This is a genomic window from Actinacidiphila glaucinigra, from assembly GCF_900188405.1.
GTDB lineage: Bacteria > Actinomycetota > Actinomycetes > Streptomycetales > Streptomycetaceae > Actinacidiphila > Actinacidiphila glaucinigra.
Map to the genome: position 1 here is coordinate 541,944 of NZ_FZOF01000002.1, position 23,376 is coordinate 565,319.

16 protein-coding genes, 4 tRNA genes and 1 pseudogene are annotated in these 23,376 nt (G+C 71.7%); 13 read left to right on the plus strand and 8 right to left on the minus strand.

Going from position 1 to position 23,376, the window contains the following annotated elements; translation table 11 throughout:
- The first annotated feature begins 207 nt into the window (after positions 1 to 207).
- The 3 genes from CHF15_RS06435 to CHF15_RS44735 all read left to right on the plus strand — a co-directional run bounded on the left by CHF15_RS06435 (position 208) and on the right by CHF15_RS44735 (position 3,359).
- Positions 208 to 888, plus strand: coding sequence for a class I SAM-dependent DNA methyltransferase (locus tag CHF15_RS06435; protein WP_089222620.1), 681 nt, complete (start codon positions 208 to 210; stop codon positions 886 to 888).
- An 18-nt stretch (positions 889 to 906) separates the two neighbouring features.
- Positions 907 to 2,814 (plus strand): SpoIIE family protein phosphatase, encoded by a 1,908-nt coding sequence (locus CHF15_RS06440; protein WP_089222621.1) that lies wholly within the window; start codon positions 907 to 909, stop codon positions 2,812 to 2,814.
- 122 nt (positions 2,815 to 2,936) lie between these two features.
- A complete protein-coding gene (locus tag CHF15_RS44735) occupies positions 2,937 to 3,359 on the plus strand; it encodes a hypothetical protein (RefSeq protein ID WP_089222622.1) in 423 nt (140 codons plus the stop codon).
- A gap of 86 nt (positions 3,360 to 3,445) precedes the next feature.
- Here CHF15_RS44735 and CHF15_RS06450 read toward each other — a convergent pair whose 3' ends face one another.
- Together CHF15_RS06450 and CHF15_RS06455 are read right to left on the minus strand one after the other, a co-directional pair.
- On the minus strand, positions 3,446 to 4,372 hold the full coding sequence (locus CHF15_RS06450; RefSeq protein ID WP_089222623.1) for a hypothetical protein: 927 nt from the start codon (positions 4,370 to 4,372) through the stop codon (positions 3,446 to 3,448).
- A gap of 261 nt (positions 4,373 to 4,633) precedes the next feature.
- Positions 4,634 to 4,863 (minus strand): annotated as a pseudogene (locus CHF15_RS06455) (transposase); the annotation flags it as partial.
- 363 nt (positions 4,864 to 5,226) lie between these two features.
- Here CHF15_RS06455 and CHF15_RS06460 point away from each other — a divergent pair.
- On the plus strand, positions 5,227 to 5,664 hold the full coding sequence (locus tag CHF15_RS06460; RefSeq protein WP_245938687.1) for a DUF7144 family membrane protein: 438 nt from the start codon (positions 5,227 to 5,229) through the stop codon (positions 5,662 to 5,664).
- A gap of 107 nt (positions 5,665 to 5,771) precedes the next feature.
- On the plus strand, positions 5,772 to 5,975 hold the full coding sequence (locus tag CHF15_RS44340; RefSeq protein WP_143681533.1) for a hypothetical protein: 204 nt from the start codon (positions 5,772 to 5,774) through the stop codon (positions 5,973 to 5,975).
- Between the two features lie 215 nt (positions 5,976 to 6,190).
- Here CHF15_RS44340 and CHF15_RS06465 read toward each other — a convergent pair.
- A tRNA-Lys gene (locus tag CHF15_RS06465) sits at positions 6,191 to 6,263 on the minus strand.
- 89 nt (positions 6,264 to 6,352) lie between these two features.
- Positions 6,353 to 7,900: an amino acid permease gene (locus tag CHF15_RS06470; RefSeq protein WP_089222624.1), complete on the minus strand. Its 1,548-nt coding sequence runs from the start codon at positions 7,898 to 7,900 to the stop codon at positions 6,353 to 6,355.
- 121 nt (positions 7,901 to 8,021) lie between these two features.
- Between CHF15_RS06470 and CHF15_RS06475 the strand changes: the two genes are divergently transcribed.
- A complete protein-coding gene (locus CHF15_RS06475) occupies positions 8,022 to 8,648 on the plus strand; it encodes an RNA polymerase sigma factor (protein ID WP_089222625.1) in 627 nt (208 codons plus the stop codon).
- Complete coding sequence (locus CHF15_RS06480) at positions 8,645 to 9,676, plus strand: CU044_5270 family protein (RefSeq protein WP_089222626.1); 1,032 nt, start codon at positions 8,645 to 8,647, stop codon at positions 9,674 to 9,676. The genes CHF15_RS06475 and CHF15_RS06480 overlap by 4 nt, the downstream gene beginning before the upstream one ends.
- A gap of 123 nt (positions 9,677 to 9,799) precedes the next feature.
- Here the strand turns inward: CHF15_RS06480 and CHF15_RS06485 are convergent, their stop codons facing one another.
- The 4 genes from CHF15_RS06485 to CHF15_RS44345 form a co-directional block, all read right to left on the minus strand.
- Positions 9,800 to 12,907 carry an FG-GAP-like repeat-containing protein gene (locus tag CHF15_RS06485; protein WP_089222627.1) on the minus strand — a complete coding sequence of 1,036 codons (3,108 nt, stop codon included), beginning with the start codon at positions 12,905 to 12,907 and terminating at the stop codon, positions 9,800 to 9,802.
- 8 nt (positions 12,908 to 12,915) lie between these two features.
- The gene (locus CHF15_RS44740) at positions 12,916 to 13,080 is read right to left on the minus strand and encodes a hypothetical protein (RefSeq protein ID WP_179279675.1); all 165 of its coding nucleotides are present in this window, start codon (positions 13,078 to 13,080) and stop codon (positions 12,916 to 12,918) included.
- A 245-nt stretch (positions 13,081 to 13,325) separates the two neighbouring features.
- Positions 13,326 to 15,476 (minus strand): DEAD/DEAH box helicase, encoded by a 2,151-nt coding sequence (locus CHF15_RS06490; protein WP_089222628.1) that lies wholly within the window; start codon positions 15,474 to 15,476, stop codon positions 13,326 to 13,328.
- A 232-nt stretch (positions 15,477 to 15,708) separates the two neighbouring features.
- Positions 15,709 to 16,197: a hypothetical protein gene (locus tag CHF15_RS44345; protein ID WP_143681534.1), complete on the minus strand. Its 489-nt coding sequence runs from the start codon at positions 16,195 to 16,197 to the stop codon at positions 15,709 to 15,711.
- 274 nt (positions 16,198 to 16,471) lie between these two features.
- Here CHF15_RS44345 and CHF15_RS06495 point away from each other — a divergent pair, with 274 nt between their 5' ends.
- From CHF15_RS06495 to hrpA, 6 genes are all read left to right on the plus strand, one after another.
- Complete coding sequence (locus CHF15_RS06495; protein WP_089222718.1) at positions 16,472 to 16,822, plus strand: metallopeptidase family protein; 351 nt, start codon at positions 16,472 to 16,474, stop codon at positions 16,820 to 16,822.
- A 47-nt stretch (positions 16,823 to 16,869) separates the two neighbouring features.
- Positions 16,870 to 18,498 (plus strand): metallophosphoesterase, encoded by a 1,629-nt coding sequence (locus CHF15_RS06500; RefSeq protein ID WP_378360120.1) that lies wholly within the window; start codon positions 16,870 to 16,872, stop codon positions 18,496 to 18,498.
- A gap of 79 nt (positions 18,499 to 18,577) precedes the next feature.
- Positions 18,578 to 18,650: transfer RNA gene (locus CHF15_RS06505), tRNA-Glu, on the plus strand.
- Positions 18,651 to 18,968: 318 nt separating this feature from the next.
- A tRNA-Asp gene (locus CHF15_RS06510) sits at positions 18,969 to 19,043 on the plus strand.
- A gap of 4 nt (positions 19,044 to 19,047) precedes the next feature.
- Positions 19,048 to 19,124: transfer RNA gene (locus CHF15_RS06515), tRNA-Phe, on the plus strand.
- Positions 19,125 to 19,385: 261 nt separating this feature from the next.
- Positions 19,386 to 23,312, plus strand: a complete 3,927-nt coding sequence (hrpA, locus tag CHF15_RS06520; protein WP_089222630.1) for an ATP-dependent RNA helicase HrpA — start codon at positions 19,386 to 19,388, stop codon at positions 23,310 to 23,312.
- Positions 23,313 to 23,376: the final 64 nt, after the last annotated feature.

Below are 23,376 nucleotides of genomic sequence, written 5' to 3' on the forward strand. Positions count from 1 at the left end.
GGTACACCCCGGCGCACGCGCCCCGTCCGTAACAGCGGGCACGGCGGTGCCGTCCGTGCACGGAGAGAGAGGGGCCGGACGCCCCATGTGACCCCGGTGCCGTTCCGGGACTCCTGCGACCCCCGCGACCAAAGGGACAGATTGCACCAGGAGGCGACAGAAGGACTGCATGGGATAATTCGAAGTGGGCACGAAAGGGACTTTTTCGTGATCGACAAGACCGTGTGGCGCGGTTACGAGAGCGGCCGGCCTGACCGGAGCGGCCAGGCCGAGGCCTTCGACGCCATCGGTGACCGCTACGACGAGGCCTTCCCGCACAAGGAGGGGCAGTTCTCCGCCGGCGTGTGGCTCGTGGACACCCTGCCGCCCGGATCCCGCGTGCTGGATCTGGGCTGCGGCACCGGACTCCCCACCGCCCGGCAGTTGAGCGACGCCGCGTTCGACGTCGTCGGAGTGGACCTGTCCGAGGGCATGCTCGAACTCGCCCGGACGTACGTCCCCGGCGCCGTCTTCCACCAGTTGGACGTCGCCGACCTGCGGCCCGGCGGCCCGGTCCGGCTCGGCCGCTTCGACGCCGTCGCGGCCTTCTTCTCCCTGCTGATGCTGCCGCGCGCCGAGATCCCGCACGCGCTCCGCACGATCCACCATCTGCTCGTCCCGGGCGGGCTGTTCGCCCTGTCGATGGTGGAGGCCGACGTGGACGACTTCTCCATCCCGTTCCTCGGCTTCACCATCCGCGTCTCCGGCTACCTCCGGGAGGAGTTGCTGCACGTCATCGAGTCGGGCGGCTTCGAGATCGTCAAGGAGTTCTCGTACACCTACGCCCCGGCCTTCAGCGACGTACCGCCGGAGGAACAGGTCTTCCTCTGCTGCCGGCGAATCGGCTGAGGCGGGCGGGACCAGGACGTGGCGCGGCACCGCACCCCCGGCGAGGACCCCGGCCCGGCCGGGGGCGGAGCGGAACCGCCCGGGCGGCACACCCCCGGCACCCCCTGGCCCCGGGACGCCGACGCGCCCCGCACTCCCGGACAGCCGCAGACGGACCGGCTCCGCTACCTCGACGCCGCGACCCGGCGCATCGCCGCCGGCATGGACCTGGACGAGACGCTGCGCGAACTGGACGCGGCGGCCGTCCCCGCCTTCGCCGACGTGATCTTCGTCCATCTGCACGACCCGCTGCTGACCGGGGAGGGGGTGGAGGGCCTGGACGCCGCGGACGACGTCGTCCTGCACCTGCACCCCACCCGGCGGCGCACCCCGGAGCGGCCGTCGCCGGAGCTGCCCTCGCCGGACGCGGAGGCCGCCGCGCCCGAGCCGCCGCAGATCGCGCTGCGGTGCGTCAACCGCCCCGGGCCGCAAGGGGTGGCGGAGTGCGTACGGCTGAACACCACCAGCCGGCTCACCCGGTTGCTGAGGGAGGGCCGGCCGTGCTTCGGCGACGCGCCCGGCATCGCCCCCGCCGCCAGGGAACTGCTGGGCCCCGTGGTCGGCCCGCCCGGCGCACTGCCGCCCGGCCGCCGCCTGATCATCGCCCCGCTGCACGGCCGCAACCGCCTCATGGGCACCCTCGCCCTGCTGCGCCGCCCCGAGCGGGCGCCGTTCACCGCGGACGACCTGCTGGTCGCCTCGCAACTGGCGACCCACACCGCGCTCGGCGCCCACAAGGCGCTGATGTACGGCCACGAGGCGTCCGTCGCCGACGCGCTGCAGCGCACCATGCTCCCGGCCTCCCTACCCGAGCCCACCGGGGTCCGGCTGGCCAGCCGCTACCTCCCCGCCTCGGAGACCGCACGGGTGGGCGGCGACTGGTACGACGCCATCCCGCTGCCCGGCAGCCGCGTCGCGCTCGTCGTCGGCGACGTGATGGGCCACTCGATGACCTCCGCCGCGATCATGGGTCAGCTGCGCACCAGCGTGCAGGCGCTCGCCGGGCTCGACCTGCCCCCGGACGAGGTCCTGCACCACCTCGACGACCAGGCCCAGCGGCTGGGCATCGAGCACATCGCCACCTGCATGTACGCGGTCTACGACCCCATCTCGCACCGGCTGCTGATCGCCAACGCCGGCCATCCGCCACCGGTCCTCCTCCTCCCCGGCGGCAAGGGCGAGGTGCTGCCCGTGCCCGCTGGCGCGCCGATCGGCGTCGGGGGCGTCGACTTCGAGACCGTCGAGATGCCCGCGCCCACCGGGGCCACGCTGCTCCTCTACACCGACGGCCTGGTCGAGTCCCGCGGCCACGACATCTGGACCGGGGTGGAGAACCTGCTCGCCCGCGTCCAGACCCCCGGACGCGACCTCGCCCCACCGCCGCTGGAGGCCCTGTGCGACCAGGCGCTCGGCGACCTCGGCCCCGGCGGCTCCCGCGACGACGACATCGCGCTGCTCGCCGCCCGCTTCGACGGCTTCCCCACGCACAGCGTCGCCTACTGGTACCTCGCCCCCCAGCCCGAGACCGCCTGCCGCGCCCGCCGGCTCACCCGCCGCGCCCTGCACCGCTGGGGCCTCGACCCGATGCTGGAGACGACCGAACTCCTCGTCAGCGAGGTCGTCACCAACGCCGTCCGCTTCGCCTCCCGCCCCATCACCCTGCGTCTCCTGCGCACCGATGTGCTGCGCTGCGAGGTCGGCGACGACTCCCCCCTGGTCCCCCGGCTGCGCCGGGCCGGACCGGAGGACGAGACCGGCCGCGGCCTGTACGTCGTCGACCGCCTCGCCGCCCACTGGGGCGCGCGGCGCCTGGGCACGGGCAAGGTCGTCTGGTTCGAACTCCCCATCCCCGACGAGGTCCGCCGCCGCGGCACGACCCCGGCATAGGCCGGGTCGTCCTGGCGGCCGCCGGGGTCCCGCACCCATTCCGGTGGGGTCTCGGGCATGTCACACCCCTGCCGCGGACCGCCTCCGCCACAAAAGGCAGGGCGAAACGCAATAATCCCGACATGCGCACACACATCGCCGCAACCGCACTGCTGCTCGCCGTCACCGGCCTGGCCCTCGGTGGCTGCGGCTCCTCCTCCGACACCACCGCCACGGCCCCCGAGACCGCCGTGTCCTCGCAGTCCCCGGTGGCCCGGACCGACCAGGAGAAGACCCTGCCCGACGCCGGGATGCCGTCCGCCCTCACGGACGCCGAGCGGGTCACGCTGATCGCGGCCCTGCAGGCCGTCAACCCCGACTTCGCCAAGGACCCCGACAAGGCCATCGACGCCGCGCGCGAGCAGTGCAGCGCGATCAACAGCAACAGCCCCCAGGCGGACGCGGAGGCCGCCAAGCGCTTCACTTACCACGGCAACGAGCTCACCGAGGCCCAGGGCAAGGCCATCAACGACGTCCTCAAGCGCCTGAAGTTCTGCGCCGCCTGACACCCCGCGTCCGGGCTCCCGGAACGCCGAGGGCCCCCGTCCGGAAGCACTCCGGCCGGGGGCCCTCGGGCGATACGACGCGGTTGCTACCGCACGTCGACGTAGTCGCCGGTGGCGGAGATCGCCGGGGTCGTCGAGGTGCCCTCGAAGCGCAGGCGCCAGTAGCCGTCGTACTTGGCGGTGGTGGTCGCCTTCACGTTGCCGGACGAGTCCGAGTACACCGTCTTGACGGTCGTGTACGTGCTGGTGCCCGCCTTGCGGAACTGCAGCTTGACCGCCTGCTTGGTGTAGCCCTTGTAGGTGTTGGTCTCCCAGTTGGCGCGGGTCAGCTTGCCGGTCGCCGTAAGGGTCTTGCCCTTGCGGACGGGCTCCGGGGTCGCGTTGACCGTCAGCCGGGAGTTGCGCTGCACCCGGGTCGAGGCGAGACCGCCCTGGTCGACGTAACCGACCTGGGTGATGTCGAAGTCGGGGCTGAGCGGGTCCTGCCCGTTGAAGGCGATGGCCAGGGCTCCGGCCTTCCAGGCACCGGCGTCGGAGTTCAGCAGCTCGCCGTCGGCCGGGTAGATGTCGATGCTGCCCTTGCACGTGGCGGTGGTCGACGACTTCACGGTGCAGGTGGCCGGGTCGTCGCCGAGCAGCTCGTTGACCGGAGCGTCGTAAGAGCCCTTGTAGATGTACGGGCCGGTGAGGAAGTCCGCGGCGGTGATGTCCACCTCGGCGCCGTGGGTCAGGGTGTAGCTGACCGGGACGACGACGTGCTTGGCGGTGCCGACCTTGATCGCCGCGCCCACCTTGACGTTGGAGAAGGTGGCGTTCAGGACGTAGGGCATGTCCTCCGCGGCGGCGGAGGCGCTGAACGCGGTCCGGTGCGAGGAAGCGCCGTGAGCGGCTTCCCGGATCTCGGCGACGCCCGCACGGTAGGAGGCGGCGTCGTCGGCCTGCGCCGACGGAACGGCGAAGGAGGCCAGGGCCAGGGCGCCGGACGCGGCGGCCACGGTGGCTCGTATGTTCATGCGTTCCCCTGATGGAGAAAGCCCCCGTGGGGCTCGGATTGATCGGAGTCAGGCGACTCGGGTGATCAGACGTGTAACCAGAGGGAATGGTTGTACGCAGAGTGAAAACTTCTGGCGGAAATCATGAAGGCCGCGCCACGGACCGACCATCCTGCGCGCCGGATCCCGGCCCTGCCTGCACCGCATCACCCGCCCGCCCCACGACGAAGCGCCCCCCTGCCCGGCCCGTCGGCGGATTCCAGCGGTCGTCACAACACGCGGTCAGTGCCAGGCGGTCGTGGGGAGTGTACGCAGGCGCTCGGCCGGGGTTTCCCAGCCGAGCGTTTTGCGTGGGTGACCGCTGAGTTCGGCGGCGACGGCGCGCAGGTCCTCACGGGTGGACAGGTCTGTGCCTTGGGGAAGTACTGCCGCAGCAGGCCGTTGGTGTTCGCGTTCGAGCCGCGCCGCCAGGGGCCCGCCGGGTCGCAGAAGTAGACCGGGACGTCTGTGGCCGAGCACGCCCACATGGTCGAGCGGCCCGACGCGAACGGCGCGAGGCTCCTCGCCCGCGTCCGCGCCCGCCGGCTGGAAGCCACCTGAGACTCCCGCCGGCCTCCGACGGCAAGCACCACGGGAGGCCGACGGCCGAGCCCCCACCCCACGGGCGCGATGCGGGCTCACCCATGTCTGCTCCTCCGCGTGCGGCCCGCTGTCGGTGCTGAGCGGCACGTCGTCGGACACGACGATCTCCCACCACTCCACAAATGGCTCAGGTCGCGGCGTCGAAAGATCCTGGTGATGCTGTCAGAGAAACGTGGCCGCCATCGCACCGGCAGTGCGCACCGGTGACCGCGCCGTACAGGAAGGTGGCGGCCATGACAGCGATGCCCAACGCAGGGCAAGGGCGTCGGGGTACCGACGGCGGCAAGGTGCTCAACGGCCCTGATCTGTTCGCGGGGGCCGCACTGATGCTCAGCGGGCCGCTGAGCATCCTGATGGGCGCATCCGGCATCGCAGAGGACACCCCGTTCGCATCCTCGTCGCAGTATGCCTATCGGTTCGATCTGACCACTTGGGGAGTGATCCATCTCGTGGTCGGAGTGGCGCTCGTGGTTGCCGGCCTGGGCGTCCTGTCGAACAAGAGTTGGGGCCGCGGGGCCGGTGCAGCGTTGGCCGGGATCAGCCTGATCACCCAGTTCATGTTCGTTCCGTATTACCCGGCGTGGGCCATCCCGGTGATGGTCCTCGACCTCGTGATCGTGTTCGCGCTGACGAGGTTCCACGTCGGAACCGGCGGCGGCCAGTCAACGTAGTCACACAACGACGAAGGCCGGCGCAGATCTTCCGGTACGACGTAACCATCCCCATACGCGTGCACGCGCCAGTAACCGGCGTCCGGGCGGAACCGCATGGTGATGATGTGGCCTTCGAGCGCCATATCGCCGCTCACCTGGAAGCTCTGATCGGGATCGGGCAGCGCGACCACCTTGGCGTGGCGAACGTCGGCCTCACCGGTGCCAGGGGCGTTGGCCCGGCATCCGCCCGCACCGCGTTGCAGGACGCGACTGCATCGTCAGCGGGGACAAGGCCCTTGCCGCTGGGCCGACCTTCGATCGGCAAGTGAGTCATGTCACAACCGCGCCTTACGCCTCTGACGGCTAAGCGACTTCACATGACCGGCACCGCAAGCGGCGCCCAAGCTTGATCGTTTGCACTTCGGGCCGGCAGCGGGCCGGCAGACGGTTCCTCAGGCCGTGAAACGGGCTGCGGCCCCACCGGTCTGAACCAGTGGGGCCGCATTCACGCAGGACAGCGGTGGCGAGACCAACCGCCTGCGGGTAGGCCGTGTGGGACTCGAACCCACAACCAATGGATTAAAAGTCCACTGCTCTGCCAATTGAGCTAACGGCCCGCACCCCGCAGCATAGCCGGACGGCGGCCGTGGCTCCGAGCGCATTCGGCCCGTGCGGCGCGGCCGCCGCCGACGAGCGGCGGGGACGGTCAGCCGGGGGTGTCGGCCGGAGCGGGTGCGGGGACCTCGACGGAGGCGGGACCCCGGTCGCGGAGGAACCAGTGGCGGGCCGAGACGAACCACCATGTCGCGGCGAAGCCGAGGACGACCAGGACCGCGATCGGCGCGTAGTTGAAGGTGTCGACCGTGACCGGGCTGACCTGGGGCAGCATGAAGAGCACGGTGATGAAGACGACCCAGGACACGGCGATGACGCCGATCGGACGGGACCAGCGGCCGAGGTGCCAGGGGCCGCGCTCGAAGTCGTCGCCCTTGCCGAGGCGCAGGAACGTCGGTATGACGTACGCGATGTAGAGGCCGATGACCGCGATGGAGGTCACGGCGGCGTACGCGGTCAGGTTGATCAGGTACGGCAGGCCGAGGACGAGCGCGCCGAGCGCGGCCAGCCAGACGGCGTTCGTGGGGGTCTTGGTGCGCGGGTTGATGCGGTGCCAGACCGCGGAGAAGGGCAGCGCCCCGTCGCGCGAGAAGGCGTAGATCATGCGGCTGTTGGCGGTGACGGAGGCCATCCCGCAGAAGAGCTGGGCACCGATGACGACCAGCAGCAGGAGCTTGCCGCCGACGTCGCCGAGGCCGTCGATGAGGATCTGCGCCGGGGGGACGCCGGTCGGCGTGCCGAGGACCTCGTCGTACGAGCGGATCGCGTACGTGAAGCCGAGCAGCAGCACGAAGCCGGCGATCCAGGAGATCCAGATGGAGCGGACGATGCCGCGCGGCCCGGCGGTGGCGGCGTCGTGGGTCTCCTCGGTCATGTGGGCGGAGGCGTCGTAGCCGGTGAAGGTGTACTGCGCCATCAGCAGACCGAGCAGGACCACGTAGAAGCTGCTGCCCCAGCCGGTGTTGTTGACGAAGTGGGTGAAGACGAAGGACGTCGACTGGTGGCTGTCCGGAACGAAGGCGAGCGCGCCGACGATCAGGCCGACGCCGAGCACGTGCCACCAGACGCTGATGTCGTTGAGGAGCGCGACGATGCGGACGCCGAAGGTGTTGAGCAGTCCGTGCAGCACCAGGATCGCGGCGAACAGGACGATCGTGTGGCCCGGGGTGCTGCTGAAGCCGAACTGCAGGTCCAGGTAGGCGTTGAGGAAGCTCGCGGCGCCGAAGTCGATGCCGGCGGTGACGGCGACCTGGCCGAGCACGTTGAACCAGCCCGCGAACCACGCCCACGCGGCGGCGCTGCGCGGCGGGGCGAGCCGGTGGGCCCAGTAGTACAGACCGGCGGAGGTGGGGTACGAGGAGCAGATCTCGGCCATCGCCAGGCCGACGACCAGGGTCATCAGGCCCACGACCAGCCAGCCCCAGGTGATCACGGCGGGGCCGCCGGTGTTCATGCCGAACGCGTAGAGGGTCAGGCAGCCGGAGAGGACCGAGATGATGGTGAAGGAGACCGCGAAGTTGGAGAACGCGGACATCCTGCGGGCCAGCACCTGGGTGTAGCCGAGTTGGCGGAGGCGTTCCTCGTCGGTGACCGCGCCCGGGGGCCTGGCGGCCTCGTCCGGTCCTTTAGGAATTGTCATGCCCCCAGCGATTCCCCCGCCGGGGGCATGACATGCGTCATATCCTGTCCGGAAGTGGACGGAAACTCCCGTGACCGGGGTCACAGGGAACCCGGTGGTCCGAACGGACACTCCCGATGGTGTGGAGACGACACTGAACGAACGGCTGCGGTCGGGGGACCGCGCGGCGTTCGGCGGGCTGTTCGACGCCCACGCACGGGTGGTGCACGCGCACGCCCTGCGGGTGACCGGTGACTGGGCCACGGCCCAGGACGTGGTCTCGCTGACGTTCCTGGAAGCCTGGCGGCTGCGCGGGAAGCTGGGCGCCGAGGTGGTGAACACCCGGGCGTGGCTGCTGGGCATCGCCACCAACGTGCTGCGCAACACCGCCCGGACGGCCCGCCGCCACCGGGCCGCGATGTCCCGCCTGCCGCCGCGGCAGCCCGTGCCCGACTTCGCCGACGAGGTCGTCGGCCGGATCACCGACACCCAGCGGCTGGCGGCGGCTTCCCGGGCCCTGGGCAGACTGCGCCGGGCCGACCGCGAGGTGTTCACCCTGTGCGTGTGGGCCGATCTGGACTACGCGGCCGCCGCCGAGGCCCTCGGCATCCCGGTGGGCACCGTCCGCTCCCGGCTGTCACGGGCCCGCGGACGCCTGCGCACGCTCGCGGAGGCCGAACTGGCCCACGGCGGCGACGTTCCCGTGGCACCGGCGGCCGCCGAGCCCGAACCGATGCCTATGCCTATGCCGAAGGAGAGGACCCGATGAGCGCCGCCGACCCGCGCCGGCCGGAGCAGTGCGAACGGGCCGAGGCCGAGGAAGGCGCCCTGCTGCTGCCCGCCCCCGCCGCCGCGGGCCTCGATCCGGACACCCACCGCCTGCTCAAGCGGCACTTCCTGGACGAGATCGCCGACGGGACGCCGGCACCGTACCCGACGGCCGTTCCCCGCCGGCGGCTGATGACGGTCCTGGCGCCCGCCGCGGGCGTCTGCCTCCTGCTGGTGGTCGTCGCCGCCGGCCTGCGGGCGCTGAACACCGCCGCCGGCAACCAGGCCGAGCCTCCCGCGTCCCCCGCCGCCGTACGGCTGCTGGGCCGCATCGCACTCGGCGCCGACGCGGCACCCGCCGGCGCCGTCCGCGACGACCAGTACGCCTACGTCAAGGTGACCGGACACGCCACCGCACTGGACGGGGACACCGGCGCCACCGAACCCACCAACGAGTCGGGCGAGTTGTGGACGTCCGTGGACGGCAGCGGCCGCACCCTGACCCGCGACCGCGGCGGCGACCGATGGGACGACGCCCCGGGACCCGGCAGCCTGTCCTCGCCGACGTACCGCTTCCTGGAGGCCCTGCCCACCGAGCCGGACGCCCTGCTGGCACGGATCCGCCGGGAGTCCGACCCGCAGTACGGCCCCGCCGTGGACTCCACCGTCGGCGTGGACCAGGGCGCCTTCGTCACCATCGGCGAACTGCTGCGCAGCGGGACCGCCCCGCCGGTCACCGCCGCCGCCCTGTACCGGTCCGCCGCACTCATCCCCGGGGTGATCACCGTGCGCGACGCGGTGGACGCCACGGGCCGCCACGGCGTGGCGGTCGCACGGGCGCACAACGGCGAGCGCATCGAGTGGATCTTCGACGAGAAGACGCTGCGCCTGCTCGGGGAACGCACCGTGCTGCTGGAGGACGGTGCCTGGGGGGAGGCCGGCACCGTCGTGGAGTCGATCGCGTTCACCGCCGACGGCATCTCCGACCGGGCCGGCGAGACTCCCCCGGAGGGGCGTCCGGCGGGCTGACGTCAGCCGTTGCGCTTCCGGCGCGGCTTGTCCGTACGGCGGTCGTTGGCGTCACGGTCGCGGCCGGGGCCCCGGAACCGCCCCGGCCCTTCCAGGGCCGGGGCGGGCGGGACCAGGGCCGGTTCAGGAAAGCGTCTTGTAGCCGCTGATGCCGTCCATCAGCAGCTTGCGCGCGCCGAAGGCGCCCTTGCCGTTGCCCTTGTAGAGCCAGACGCGGTTCTTGGTGTCCCTCACGAGCAGGTCCATCCTGCCGTCGGCGGTGATGTCCCCGGCGCCCGCGACGACGTTGTAGTCGGCGCCCCACTTGGAGGCGAGCTTCACCCGCGCCTTGAGGTGCCCCTTGCCGTCGCCGTTGTAGCGCCACAGCACGTTCGCCTTGTCCTGGACGAGCAGATCGCCGAAACCGTCCCCGTTCAGGTCACCGGCCCCCACGATCTTCTTGTAGCCCGTCCACTTCGACGCCAGCTTCACCCGCGACGCCAGCCGGCCCGAGCTCGTCGCCTTGTACAGCCACACGTCCGAAGTCGACGTCTTCCTCACCACCAGGTCCGGACGCCCGTCGCCACTCAGGTCGCCCGGCGAGGTCAGCACGTCGAACGCCTGGAAGCCGGTGCCCATCGAGAGCTTCGGACCGGCCGTGCTGACGCTTCCCCCGCACCTGCCGCTGTACCGGTACAGCGCGCCGGAAGTCGTCCGCACCAGCATGTCCGCGCAACCGTCGCCGTCGAGGTCGCCGAACGGCACGAAGCGGTAACCCGTGTTCCAGCCCTTGGAGCTGGACATCGCCACACCGCCGTTCAGGTCGAAGCCGAGGTGGCGCAATGTGCCCGATGTCGTCAGCCCGACCAGCTCGCCCGTGCCGTCCCCGTTGAAGTCTCGCCAGGCGCTCTTGGCACCGGCCAACTGCACCGCGCCGCTGCTGACCGTCCGGAACCCGCTGCCGTCGCCCGGATCGGCGGCCAGGGACCACGTGTGGCGGCCGCCCGGGACGACCGCGCCGCGGTCGTCCCTGCCGTTCCAGGTCGTGGCGATCTGGGCGCCCTCGTGAGCGGTCCCGCGGATCGTCCGTACGGCCTTGCCCGCCGCGTTCCGGAAGGTGAGGCTCCAGCCCACCGGCGGCCGGGACAACTGCCATGTGCCGTGCCAGACGTTCTGGGGCGGCGACCACAGCAGGTTGGAGTAGTCGTCCGTGGTGGCTTCGATCGAAGTGACCGGCGAGCGCGGTACGCCGACGCGCTTGACGTGGATCCTGTTGCCGGCGTCCACGAAGGCGACGTCCCCGCCGTACTTGTCGACGGTCCAGTTGATCCGGCGGTCGGAGACCAGCCCGTCCTCTGCCGGCAGGTCGGCGAACTCGCCGGTGACCGCCGCCGTACCCGCTCCGCCGTGGAAGTCCGTCAGCAGCAGCTTGCCCGCCGCACGGTCGTGGCGGACGAGGAAACCGTCGCCGAGCAGGGCCTCGCCAGAGGGCACGGCGATGCTCTTCTTGCCGATGCGGTCCCAGACGCCCGCCTTGCCCGCCGGCCCGCAGGACCAGTACACCCAGCGGCCGACCGTCTGCAGTTCCTGCGGCACGCAGCCGGCTCCCACGTCGACGGCCGACGAGGTCTTCCGGGTCTTCAGGTCGAACACGTCGACCGTGCCCTTGACCGGACCCGGTTTCCACAGTCCGGTGCCCCAGACCGAGGCGGCGGTGGTGGTCCGGGTCAGCGTGACGTTGTTCTCCCGGTGCTGTTCGAAGTCCCCCACGTACTGCTTGCCCTGGGTGCCGTCGTCGACGACGGTGTAGCGCCCGGAGGAGTCGACGATCCGGTTGCCGGTGTTCGGCAGGACGACCGAGGCCAGCGAGCTCGGGGTACGGGGTGAGTTCACCGAGTCGCCGTGATCGGCGTACGCGATGTGCCCGTTGCCCAAGGCGTGGAGTTCGACGCAGTCGGATCCCGCCTGGCAGGGCTTGTACCAGTTGTGGAGCGGAAAGAGCAGCGCCCGCGGCCCGGGCTCGGGAGCCCCGGTCGGCGCCAGGTCGAACCCGTAGAGCGACCGCAGGGAGCTGCCGTCCGCGTCGGAGGCGACGGACAGCTTCCCGGCGCCGAGGGCGAGGCCGTCGACCCGGGCGTTGACCGCGTGGAGGGGCAAGACATCGGTGACCACGGGCTCGGCGCCGGAGGCCGTCACCCGGCGCACCGCCCAGTCCGTCACGCCGGCGCCGCCCACGACCAGCACGCTGCCGTCCGCGGCGGTGACGAGCTGGTTCGTGGCATACGTCAGCAACGTCCGGGCCTCACCGCCGCCCACCGGGACCGCGGTCAGTGTCCGACCCGGGCGCGAGCTCAGCGGGTCCCGGGCACGGGCGACGACGATCCAGTCACCCGCGAGGGCCAGCGTCACCACGGGCTGGAAGGACGCGCCCTCCAGCGGGGGGATCGCGACCGCCCTCGGTTCCGCCGCCGTGTCGGCACGCGGAACGACCCAGGCGTTCAGCGCGCCCGCGGAGCCGAACCAGCCGAGCACGCGGTCCGCGGACAGCGCGATCCTGGACGGCGGCGCGGCCAGCGAAGCGAACAGGCCGGTGACCGCGCCGGTGGCGTAGTCGACCAGCACCAGCCGCTTGCCGGACGGTCCGCCGCCCAGTTCCAGCACCGCGCCGCGCAGGTCCTGGGCGACGGTGCGGATGGATGTGTACCCCTCCGGCAACGCGTCCGCCGGCAAGGCGACGTCGGTCACCTGCCCCTCGGCGGCGCGCAGCAGATGCAGTCCGGTGATCGTGCCCCCGGCGGGCTTCTCGTAGGTGAGGACCTCGGACATCGTGAACGCGCCGGTGATGAACCGGCCGGTGGGAAGGGCCGTGACGACGCGCTCGCCGTTCGCCAGGTCCACGACCGACATGCTCTTCGACGCGGGGAAGCCCATGAGCCCCGAGTTGACCAGGGCCGTCATGGCCGTGAGCGGCTCTGTCCTCCCGCTCGCGAAGTCCGTCCAGAGGTACTCGCCTTTGCCCTCCTGCGTGTGCAGGAAGCCCGAGCCGCCGGCGGTGTACAACGTGTCCCCGAGCGGTGCGGAGCGCACGCCGGCGGGGAAGACCGCCTCCGCCGGGGTGCCCGAGTCCGCGGCCGCCGGCAGCGCCACCGGGCCCAGCCCGGCCCCCAGCAGGACGATCGCGGCGGCGGCAAGGGTCCTGGGGCGGGCGCTGAGGCCCGTCGTACGAACCCTGTCCGAAGTGGAGGTTCCCATACGGGACATCAGAAGATCCCCTTGAAAGTGTTCCAGCCGGTGTCGATCTCGGTGCGGGTGCCGAAGACCTGCACGTCCCCGTAACGGGTCCACCAGGTGGAACCGGGTCCTACCTCGAGTCCCGTGCTGACGAGTGCGCCCAGACCGCCGCGCACGGGGGCACGACGGGCCACCCGAACCTCCTGCATCCGCAAAGCGAGAAGCGTCGGGGGCGAACGGTCACGGCTCGGCGCGCGCGAAAGGCGCTGCGCAGTCTCAAGCCCCCCGGCTGTACCCCCCACACAAGTGGCCAGAGCCTAACAGCCGCCGTACAGGAAGAGAAGGTCTGCACCAACCGTCCGACCTGGGTTTTCGCCCGAAACGGCAGGGGCCCGGCGGATGGATGTCCATCCGCCGGGCCCCTGCCGTTCACCTGATGTCAGCCGTTGCGCTTCCAGCGCGGCTTGTCCGTGCGGCGGTCGAAGCCGCCGGCGGGGCGGTGGTCGTCACGACGGCCGTACGGGCGGCGGTCGTTGGCGTCACGGTCGCGGTTGAACGCCGGGCGGTCGTCGCGGCGGTCCCGGTTGAAGGGGCGGTCGCCACCGAAGTGCCGGTCGCGGGACTCGTGGGAGCGCGCCGGACGGTCGTCGCGGCGGTCGTACGAGCGCGCCGGGCGGTCGTCGCGGCGGTCGAAACCGCGGTCGCGGTCACGGTCGCGGTTGAACGAGGGACGCTCGTCGCGGCGCTCGCGGTTGAAGGAGGGACGCTCGTCACGACGGTCCCGGTTGAACGACGGACGCTCGTCGCGGCGCTCGCGGTTGAACGACGGACGCTCGTCACGACGGTCCCGGTTGAACGACGGACGCTCGTCACGGCGCTCGTAGCCGCGGTCACCGCGGTCACCGCGCTCGCCCCGGTCCCGGTCGCGGAACGACGGGCGGTCGTCGCGACGGTCGTCACGGCGGCGCTCGTAGTTGCCCCGGTCGTCGCGGCGCTGGAAGGTGCGCTGCTCCGGCGCGGACGCCTCCGCGGCAGGCGCGGGGACGGTCGCCGCGGCGGCGACCGCCTCGGCGGCCTCGGCCTGGGCGGCGGCCACGGCGGCCTCCGGGTCCTCGCCGCGCTCGCGGGCGGCACGGGCGGTGAGGCGGTCGGCCTCGTCGCGCAGCTCGGCGGCCCGCCGCTGTGCGCGCTCCAGGGACTTGGCGAGGTCGGCGACCTCGCGCTCGGCCTGCTGGGCGGCGTTGCCGGCCGCGTCCGCCTGCACCTCGGTCAGCGACCGGGCACCGGTGATCTTGGCCACGTCCTCGTCGAACGCCCCGGCCCCGCCGACGACGTGGCGCGAGGCGTCGACGCCCGCGTCCTCCATCAGGCGGAAGATCTGCTTGCGCTGGTGCGGCAGGGCGAGCGAGACGACCGTGCCGGACTGGCCGGCGCGGGCGGTACGGCCCGAGCGGTGCAGGTAGTCCTTGTGGTCGCCGGCCGGGTCCACGTTGAGGACCAGGTCGATGCCGTCCACGTGGATGCCGCGGGCCGCGACGTCGGTGGCGACGAGGACGTTGACGTAACCGTCCTTGAAGTCGGCCAGCGTGCGGGTGCGGGCGCCCTGGGTCATGCCGCCGTGCAGGGCGTCGGCCTTGACGCCCGCGTCGCGCAGCTGCTCGGCCACGCGGTCGGCACCCATCTGGGTGCGGACGAAGATGATGGTGCGGCCCTTGCGCGCGGCGATGGCGGCGGTGACCGGGGCCTTGTCCTTGGGCTTCACGACCAGGACGTGGTGGGTCATCGTGGTGACCGCGCCCGCCGAGGGGTCGACCTCGTGCGTGATCGGGTCCTTGAGGTACCGCTTGACCAGGGTGTCGATCTCGTTCTCCAGCGTGGCGGAGAACAGCAGCCGCTGGCCGCCCTGCGGGACCAGGTCGAGGATCTCGGTGACCTCGGGCAGGAAGCCCATGTCGGCCATCTGGTCGGCCTCGTCGAGGACGGCGATCTGCACCTGGTCCAGCGCGCAGGCGCCGCGCTCGATCAGGTCGCGCAGCCGGCCCGGGGTGGCGACGAGGATGTCGACACCGCGCTCCAGGGCGTAGATCTGGTTCTGCATGGAGGTGCCGCCGCAGACGACCTTCATCTTCAGGCCGAGCACGTCACCGTACGGCTGCAGCGCGTCCGCGACCTGCATCGCCAGCTCGCGGGTCGGGGTGAGGATCACACCGCGCGGGTGCTTCCGCTCGGTGCGGCCTTCGGCCAGGGAGGTGAGCAGCGGCAGACCGAAGGAGAGGGTCTTGCCGGAGCCGGTGCGGCCGCGGCCGAGGATGTCGCTGCCGGCCAGGGCGTCGGGGATCGTCGCCGCCTGGATCGGGAAGGGGGTGGTGACCCCGTTCTGCGCCAGCTTGCGGACGATCGACTCGGGCAGCCCGAGGTCTCCGAAGGTCACGGTGGGGGTCTCGGGAGCGGTGGGCTCCTCGACGACGGCCTCTTCGGTGACGGCCTCTTCGGTGACGGCCTCTTCGGTGACGGTGTCTTCGGTGACGGCCTCGTCGGCGCCGTCGGTGTCGATGGGCATGGCGGAACGGTCGGCAGTGTCAATAGACATGCTGAAGCTAAAACCTCTCGGAGATTTCGGCACGCGCCAGCTCCGGAGGTTGCTTACAACCGCCTCAATGCGGTCAGCCACAGGAGAAAAGGAACGCGCCAACGCGGCGCGCTTCGGTTCGGCGCCGGGCAGTGGGATCAAACGATCTACCAGCATACGCATACGAGACCGCTTTGGCCAATTCGGTCCCCTCGGTCCCCCAGGCTCCCCCCTCGCCCGCTCCTCCCCCTCCTCACGCGGCACCGTTCACAGAGGGCGCGCTGGACGGCGACGGCTCGGGCGAGCCGTCCCCGGACGGCGGCGGGGAGCTGTCGCCGGGCGAGGACGTCGCCGACGGCCGGTCCGACGGGGGCGACGACTGCGAGGGCCGCCCCGAGGACGAAGGACGTCCCGAGGGCTTCGCGCTGTGGGAGCGGCCCGGGCCCTGGGTCGGCCCCGGCACCGACTCCTGCGCCGACACCGAGGGCGAGCCGGCCCCGGGCGCGAACCCCCCGGGACGCCCCTCCACCCCGCCCGGGCCGCCGCCGGGCATCACCATTCCGCCGTCCTGCCAGGTCCCGCCGGCACCCCCGGCCTCCCCGGCGACACCGGAGGAGGCACCCTTCGGCTGGGCGTCGTCGTCCGCGCCGCCCACGCTCACGCAGCCGGTCACGGAGCCCAGGGCGAGCACGGGCAGGAGCAGCAAGGCCGCCGTTCGCGCGCGGGCGGTGGCAGGGGTCACGGGGGCACCTCTGATGGGTATGACGGGACGGGTGGGGCCGGTGGGTCCCACGGGTCCGGCGGTGGCCGTCGCGGGATCGGGTTCCGCGCTGCCCAACGGACACGCCGCCCTCGGGGACACGCCCGTACGGACGGGAGCACGGCCGGACTGCGGCACGTCCGCCCCGGCGCGGGCACCCGAACGGCTCCCGCCCGGCGACGGCTTGGCGCGTCCCCGGCACCGGAATCCGCGTCGGACGCTGCCCGAACGGCCGTCCGTCCCGGACAATGAGGGTGTGCTGGAGATGTCACGCGAAGCGTTCGAGGAACTGGTCAGCGACGCGCTGGACCGGATCCCGCCCGAGCTGGCCCGCGTCATGGACAACGTGGCGGTCTTCGTCGAGGACGAACCCGACCCCGCCGATCCGGAGCTGCTGGGCCTGTACGAGGGGACGCCGCTGACCGAGCGCGGGGAGTGGTACGCGGGCGTCCTGCCGGACCGGATCACGATCTACCGCGGCCCGACCCTGCGCATGTGCGGCACCAAGGAGGAGATCGTGGAGGAGGTCGCCACGACCGTCGTCCACGAGGTGGCACACCACTTCGGCATCGAGGACGATCGCCTGCACGAACTCGGCTGGGGGTGAGCCCCGGTCACCCCCGCGGGCCCGCGGGGGACTCCGTCCGGCGGCGCATGCCTCGCGACGGCCCGGGGCATACGTCGGCAATGGTCCGTGTTCGATCTCGTGTGTCCCGCATCCGTGACCTGTGGCGCCGCCGCCGCACCGCCGCACCGCCCGCCCCGTCGCTCACCGCCTCCCCGGCCCGCCCGTACCTGGGCGCCCTGGGGCTTCTCGCGGTGACGCTGGTGGGCGGCTGGCTCGGCCTGGTGGTGCTGGGCAGCATCGAGGAACCGGTCGGCCCGATGAACACCCGGATGTCGCTGCACCCGTCCTGGACCGGGGACACCGAGGTCAACGTCTCCCCGCTGGGCGCCCTCCGGCTGGACAGCCACGACGGCCCGCTGCGTCTGGTCGTGGACGTCGACACCCTCGACCCCGACCGGGCCCGGACCCTCGTACGGCACCCCGAGCGGATCAGCGGACTGCAGAGCGAGGTCACCGCCGACGTCCAGCACAGCACGGCCGAACTCGCCCTGCGGTCCTCGGTCGCCGCGCTGACCGGCGCCACCGCCCTCGGCCTCGCCGTCTACCGCCGGCCCCGCCGCGCCCTCGCCGCGGGCGGGCTGTCCCTCGCGGTGCTGGTGGCCTGCGCGGGCACCGCGTACGGCACCTGGAACCCGCGCAGCGTCCTGGAGCCCCGGTTCTCCGGGCTGCTGAGCAGCGCCCCCTCGGTCGTCGGCAACGCGCGCAGCATCGTCAGCGACTTCGACATCTACCAGCAGGAACTCGCCCGCCTGGTGACGAACATGACCCGGCTGTACGACGCGACGTCCACGCTGCCCGCCTACAACCCCGACCCGACCACACTGCGGGTGCTGCACGTCTCGGACATCCACCTCAACCCGGTGGCCTGGCAGATCATCGAGTCCGTCGTCACCGAGTACAAGATCGACGTGATCGTCGACACCGGCGACCTGATGGACCACGGCACCGCCGCCGAGAACGGCTTCACCTCCGCCATCCCCGACCTCGGCGCGCCCTACGTCTTCGTCCGCGGGAACCACGACTCCATGGACAGCCAGCGCGCGGTCGCGAGCCGCGCCAACGCCCACGTGGTCGACGACGGCCGGTCGGTGGTCGTCAAGGGGCTGCGCATCGCCGGCATCGGCGACCCGCAGTTCACCCCGGACCGCTCGGTCGAGGCGGCCGGCGACCCGTCGGAACGGGTGGCCGGACAGAAGCTCGCCGAGGCCGTCCGGCGGCAGAACGCCACCGGCGCCAAGGTCGACATCGCCGTCGCCCACAACCCCATCGCCGCCGCGCAGACGGACGGCATCGTCCCGCTGATCCTGGCCGGGCACACCCACACGCGGAACGTCGGCGTCCTGGAGAAGGGCAGCCGGCTGATGGTGCAGGGCACGACCGGCGGCGGGGGACTGCGCGCCGTCGAGGGCGACACCCCCCAGAAGGTGGAGGCCTCCGTGCTCTACCTGGACCAGGACACCCACGCGCTCCAGGCCTGGGACGAGATCACCCTCGGCGGGCTCGGGCTGTCCACCGCCGAGGTCTCCCGCCACCTCCCCGAGGAGGTGGAGCCGGGCCGCGCCCCGTCCCCCTCGCCCCCCTTCTCCTCACCTTCCGGGAGTCCTTCCGGGAGCCCCTTCGTCACGCCCTCCACGACCGCGACGAGCAGCCCGTAAACCGTTTTGGCGATCCCCCCTGGCATCCCATATGCTGCTGACGCGTCCGATGGCCGAAGATCCGCCGGCGGACCGTTCAGCCCTCATCGTCTAGTGGCCCAGGACGCCGCCCTTTCAAGGCGGTAGCACGGGTTCGAATCCCGTTGGGGGCACATACGTCTGCGTCGTCCCGCAGGCCATGCGCGTTGGCAGTGCAGCCGGTTCACCGGCCGCGCTGCCTTCTGTGTTTTCCGGGCCCGGACCGGTGCCGCCCGCCACAGGCCCGCAGGTCACACGTGCGTCGCACCACCCGGGGTCTGATACGCTGGTCCAGCGAGATCGGCCCGCCAGTGCGTGTCCGACCGGTCACCGAGAATCACCGACCGGGAGCCAGGTGTCCGGCGATCCGTCCCTCGCACAGCGCGGCGGAATCCCGTTGGGAGCACGCACAAACGTGTGGGAGACTGTCTCTCGCGCAGAGCGCAAAGCAAGGTCCTGTGGAGCAGTTTGGAGTGCTCGCCACCCTGTCAAGGTGGAGGCCGCGGGTTCAAATCCCGTCAGGACCGCGCTGGCTGGGTAGCTCAGTTGGTACGAGCGATCGCCTGAAAAGCGATAGGTCGCCGGTTCGACCCCGGCCCCAGCCACCAGCAACCCCCGTCGAGATTCTCGGCGGGGGTTTCGCGTTGCCCCCATGGTGACCGTCCTCGCCCTCGTGGTGGCGGCCGACCGGGGGACGCCCTCGCGGAGGCAACTGACGTCACGCGGCGCCGAGTCGCGCCGGGCACCGGCGCCGTGACCGGACCCCACCGGCGCCGCCGCGCACGTCCCCGCCCGGTCCCCGGGGCGGGGATCGCCCGGAGGTAATGCGTTCGCCCGTGGGGCGCGGCGGATGCGATGCTGGAACGCGTATGTCTACGCAGCCCCCCTCCCCCGCATTCGGCGAGCTCGGCGCACGACTGGCCGAGCTCTCCCTGCGCGACGCGCACCGCCTCGGCCGTCGCCTGGACGGCGCACGCCGCATCCGCAAGCCCGAGGCCCGCTCGGCCATGCTGACCGAGATCGGGGCGGAGATCGACAAGGCCGCGCTGAAGGTCGAGGCGCGGCGCACCGCCATACCCGCGATCAGCTACCCGGAGCAGCTGCCGGTCAGCCGGAAGAAGGACGAGATCCTCGCGGCGATCCGCGACCACCAGGTCGTGATCGTCGCCGGCGAGACCGGTTCCGGGAAGACCACGCAGATCCCCAAGATCTGCCTGGAGCTGGGCCGCGGCGTCCGCGGCCTGATCGGCCACACCCAGCCCCGCCGGATCGCCGCCCGCACGGTGGCCGAGCGCGTGGCGGAGGAGCTGCACACCCCGCTGGGCGAGGCGGTGGGCTGGAAGGTCCGCTTCACCGACCAGGTCGGCGACAACACGCTGGTCAAGCTGATGACCGACGGCATCATGCTGGCCGAGATCCAGACCGACCGCGAGCTGCAGCAGTACGACACGATCATCATCGACGAGGCGCACGAGCGCAGCCTCAACATCGACTTCATCCTGGGCTACCTCGCCCAGCTGCTGCCCCGCCGCCCCGACCTCAAGGTCGTGATCACCTCCGCCACCATCGACCCGGAGCGCTTCTCCCGGCACTTCGGCGACGCCCCGATCGTCGAGGTCAGCGGGCGTACGTATCCGGTCGAGGTGCGCTACCGCCCGCTGCTGGCCGATGGGGGCGGCGAAGCCGACGAGGCCGACCGCGACCAGGTCACCGCGATCTGCGACGCGGTGGACGAGCTCCAGGCCGAGGGCCCGGGCGACATCCTGGTCTTCCTCTCCGGCGAGCGGGAGATCCGCGACACCGCCGACGCCCTGAACAAGAGGCAGTTGCGCCTCACCGAGGTCCTGCCGCTGTACGCGCGGCTGTCCTCCGCCGAGCAGCACCGGGTCTTCCAGCGCGGCACGGGCCGCCGCATCGTGCTGGCCACCAATGTCGCGGAGACCTCGCTCACCGTCCCGGGCATCCGCTACGTGATCGACACGGGGATGGCCCGCATCTCCCGCTACAGCCACCGCACCAAGGTTCAGCGGCTGCCGATCGAGCCGATCAGCCAGGCCAGCGCCAACCAGCGCAAGGGCCGCTGCGGCCGGCTCGCGGACGGCATCTGCGTGCGGCTGTACTCCGAGGACGACTTCCTGTCCCGCCCGGAGTTCACCGACGCCGAGATCCTCCGCACCAACCTGGCCTCGGTCATCCTGCAGATGACCGCCGCCGGACTCGGCGACATCTCCCGCTTCCCCTTCATCGACCCGCCGGACGCCCGGAACATCAAGGACGGCGTGCAGCTGCTCCAGGAGCTGGGCGCCCTCGACGGGCAGAAGCTCACCCAGACCGGCCGCAAGCTCTCCCAGCTGCCGGTGGACCCGCGGCTGGCCCGCATGGTGCTGGAGGCGGAGCGCAACGGCGTCGTGCGCGAGGTCATGGTGATCGCGGCCGCGCTGTCGATCCAGGACCCGCGCGAGCGTCCCCAGGACAAGCAGCAGCAGGCCGACGAGAAGCACCGCCGCTTCGCCGACGAGACCAGCGACTTCATGGCGCTGCTCAATCTGTGGCGTTACGTCCGCGACCAGCAGAAGGCGCTGTCCTCCTCGGCCTTCCGCCGGATGTGCCGCACGGAGTATCTGAACTACCTGCGCATCCGCGAGTGGCAGGACATCTACAGCCAGCTGCGCACGGTCGCCAAGACGATGGGCATCCACCTCGCCGAGGGCGACCACGAGGTCAACGCCCAGCACGTCCACCAGTCCCTGCTGGCGGGCCTGCTGTCGCACGTCGGGCTGAAGGACACCGACAGCAAGAACGAGTACCTGGGCGCCCGCAGCGCCAAGTTCGCCGTCTTCCCCGGCTCGTCGCTGTTCAAGAAGCCGCCGCGGTGGATCATGTCCGCCGAGCTGGTGGAGACCTCACGGCTGTGGGCGCGGGTCAACTCCCGTATCGAGCCCGAGTGGATCGAGCCCCTCGCCCAGCACCTGGTCAAGCGCTCCTACAGCGAGCCGCACTGGGAGAAGGACCAGGCGGCGGTCGTGGCGCTGGAGAAGGTGACGCTGTACGGCGTGCCGATCGTCGCCGACCGCAAGGTCAACTACGGGAAGATCGACCCGGAGACCAGCCGGGAGCTGTTCATCCGCAACGCGCTCGTCGAGGGCGACTGGCGCACCCACCACCAGTTCTTCCACGACAACCGGAAGCTGCTGGCCGAGGTGGAGGAGCTGGAGCACCGGGCGCGGCGCCGCGACATCCTCGTCGACGACGAGACGCTCTTCGACTTCTACGACCGCCTGGTCCCCGAACACGTGGTGTCGGGCGCGCACTTCGACTCGTGGTGGAAGCACAAGCGGCGCGACGAGCCGGAGCTGCTCAACTTCGAGCAGTCCATGCTGATCAACGAGAACGCCGAGGCCGTCACCAAGGACGACTACCCCGACTCGTGGCGCCAGGGGAAGCTCAAGCTCCGCGTGACGTACCAGTTCGAGCCGGGCGCGGACGCGGACGGCGTGACCGTCCACATCCCGCTGCAGGTGCTCAACCAGGTCACCCCGGACGGCTTCGACTGGCAGATCCCGGGACTGCGCGAGGACGTCGTCACCGAGCTGATCCGCTCGCTGCCCAAGGCGATCCGCCGCCACTACGTGCCGGCGCCGAACTACGCGAAGGCCTTCCTGGACCGGGTCGTGCCCGTGCAGGATCCTCTTCCCGAGACGCTCGCCCGCGAGCTGCAGCGGATGGTGGGCGTGCCCGTCACCGCCGAGGACTTCGACCTCGCCAGGGTCCCGGACCATCTGAAGATCACCTTCCGGGTGACCGACGAGCGCCGGCGCAAGCTCGCCGAGGACAAGGACCTGGAGGCGCTGAAGCTGCGGCTTCGGCCGAAGACCAAGGCCGCGATCAGCAAGGCTTTCGACGCCGCAGGTTCCATCGGCATCGAGCGCCGCACCGGGCTCAAGCAGTGGACGGTGGGCACCCTGCCGCGCACCTTCGAGACGCGGCGGTCCGGGCAGCCGGTCAAGGCGTACCCGGCACTGGTCGACGAGGGCGAGAGCGTGGGCGTGCAGCTCTTCGACACCGAGGCCGAGCAGGCCGCGGCCATGTGGCGCGGCACCCGCCGGCTGATCCTGCTGAACGTGCCCGCCAACCCGGCGAAGTTCGCCGCGGACCGGCTGTCCAACCAGGACAAGCTCGCGCTGTCGCGCAGCCCGCACGGCTCGGTGAACGCCCTGTTCGACGACTGCGTCACCGCGGCCGCAGACCGGCTCATGGCCGAGCACGGCGGCCCCGCCTGGGACGAGGAGTCCTTCCGCAAGCTCTACGACTCGGTGCGCGCCGACCTCGTCGAGCTGACCGTCAGGACGGTCGCCCAGGTGCGCCAGGTGCTGGCCGCCTGGCAGGCCTGTGAGCGCCGCCTGAAGGCCACCCAGAGCCTCGCCCTGGTGGCGAACCTGGCGGACGTCAAGGAGCAGCTGGGAGCCCTCGTGGGGCCCGGTTTCGTGGCTTCCACGGGGGTGCGCCGGCTGCCGGACCTGCTCCGCTACCTGGTGGCCGTCGACCGGCGGCTGCAGCAGATGCCCACGGGCGTCCAGCGGGACACCACGCGCATGGAGAAGGTCCGGGAGATCCAGACCGAGTACGCCGAGCTGCTGGCCGCCCAGCCGGCCGGGCGGCCCGTCCCCGAACGGGTGCGCGACATCCGCTGGATGATCGAGGAACTGCGGGTCAGCTACTTCGCGCACGCCCTCGGCACGGCGTTCCCGGTATCGGACAAACGCATCTTCAAGGCCCTCGACGAAGCCTGGGGCTGATCGGGTTCGCAATCACCCTCTGACCTGCTGTACAGTCTTCCTCGCGGCCAAGGAACGACGGCCG

Coding starts and splice junctions, on each gene's coding strand:
- hrpA (WP_089222630.1), top strand. CDS start 19,386: ATGTCTACGCAGCCCCCCTCCCCCGCATTCGGCGAGCTCGGCGCACGA.
- CHF15_RS06460 (WP_245938687.1), top strand. CDS start 5,227: ATGACAGCGATGCCCAACGCAGGGCAAGGGCGTCGGGGTACCGACGGC.
- CHF15_RS06500 (WP_378360120.1), top strand. CDS start 16,870: ATGCCTCGCGACGGCCCGGGGCATACGTCGGCAATGGTCCGTGTTCGA.
- CHF15_RS44735 (WP_089222622.1), top strand. CDS start 2,937: ATGCGCACACACATCGCCGCAACCGCACTGCTGCTCGCCGTCACCGGC.
- CHF15_RS06490 (WP_089222628.1), bottom strand. CDS start 15,476: ATGTCTATTGACACTGCCGACCGTTCCGCCATGCCCATCGACACCGAC.
- CHF15_RS06450 (WP_089222623.1), bottom strand. CDS start 4,372: ATGAACATACGAGCCACCGTGGCCGCCGCGTCCGGCGCCCTGGCCCTG.
- CHF15_RS06470 (WP_089222624.1), bottom strand. CDS start 7,900: ATGACAATTCCTAAAGGACCGGACGAGGCCGCCAGGCCCCCGGGCGCG.
- CHF15_RS06480 (WP_089222626.1), top strand. CDS start 8,645: ATGAGCGCCGCCGACCCGCGCCGGCCGGAGCAGTGCGAACGGGCCGAG.
- CHF15_RS06485 (WP_089222627.1), bottom strand. CDS start 12,907: ATGGGAACCTCCACTTCGGACAGGGTTCGTACGACGGGCCTCAGCGCC.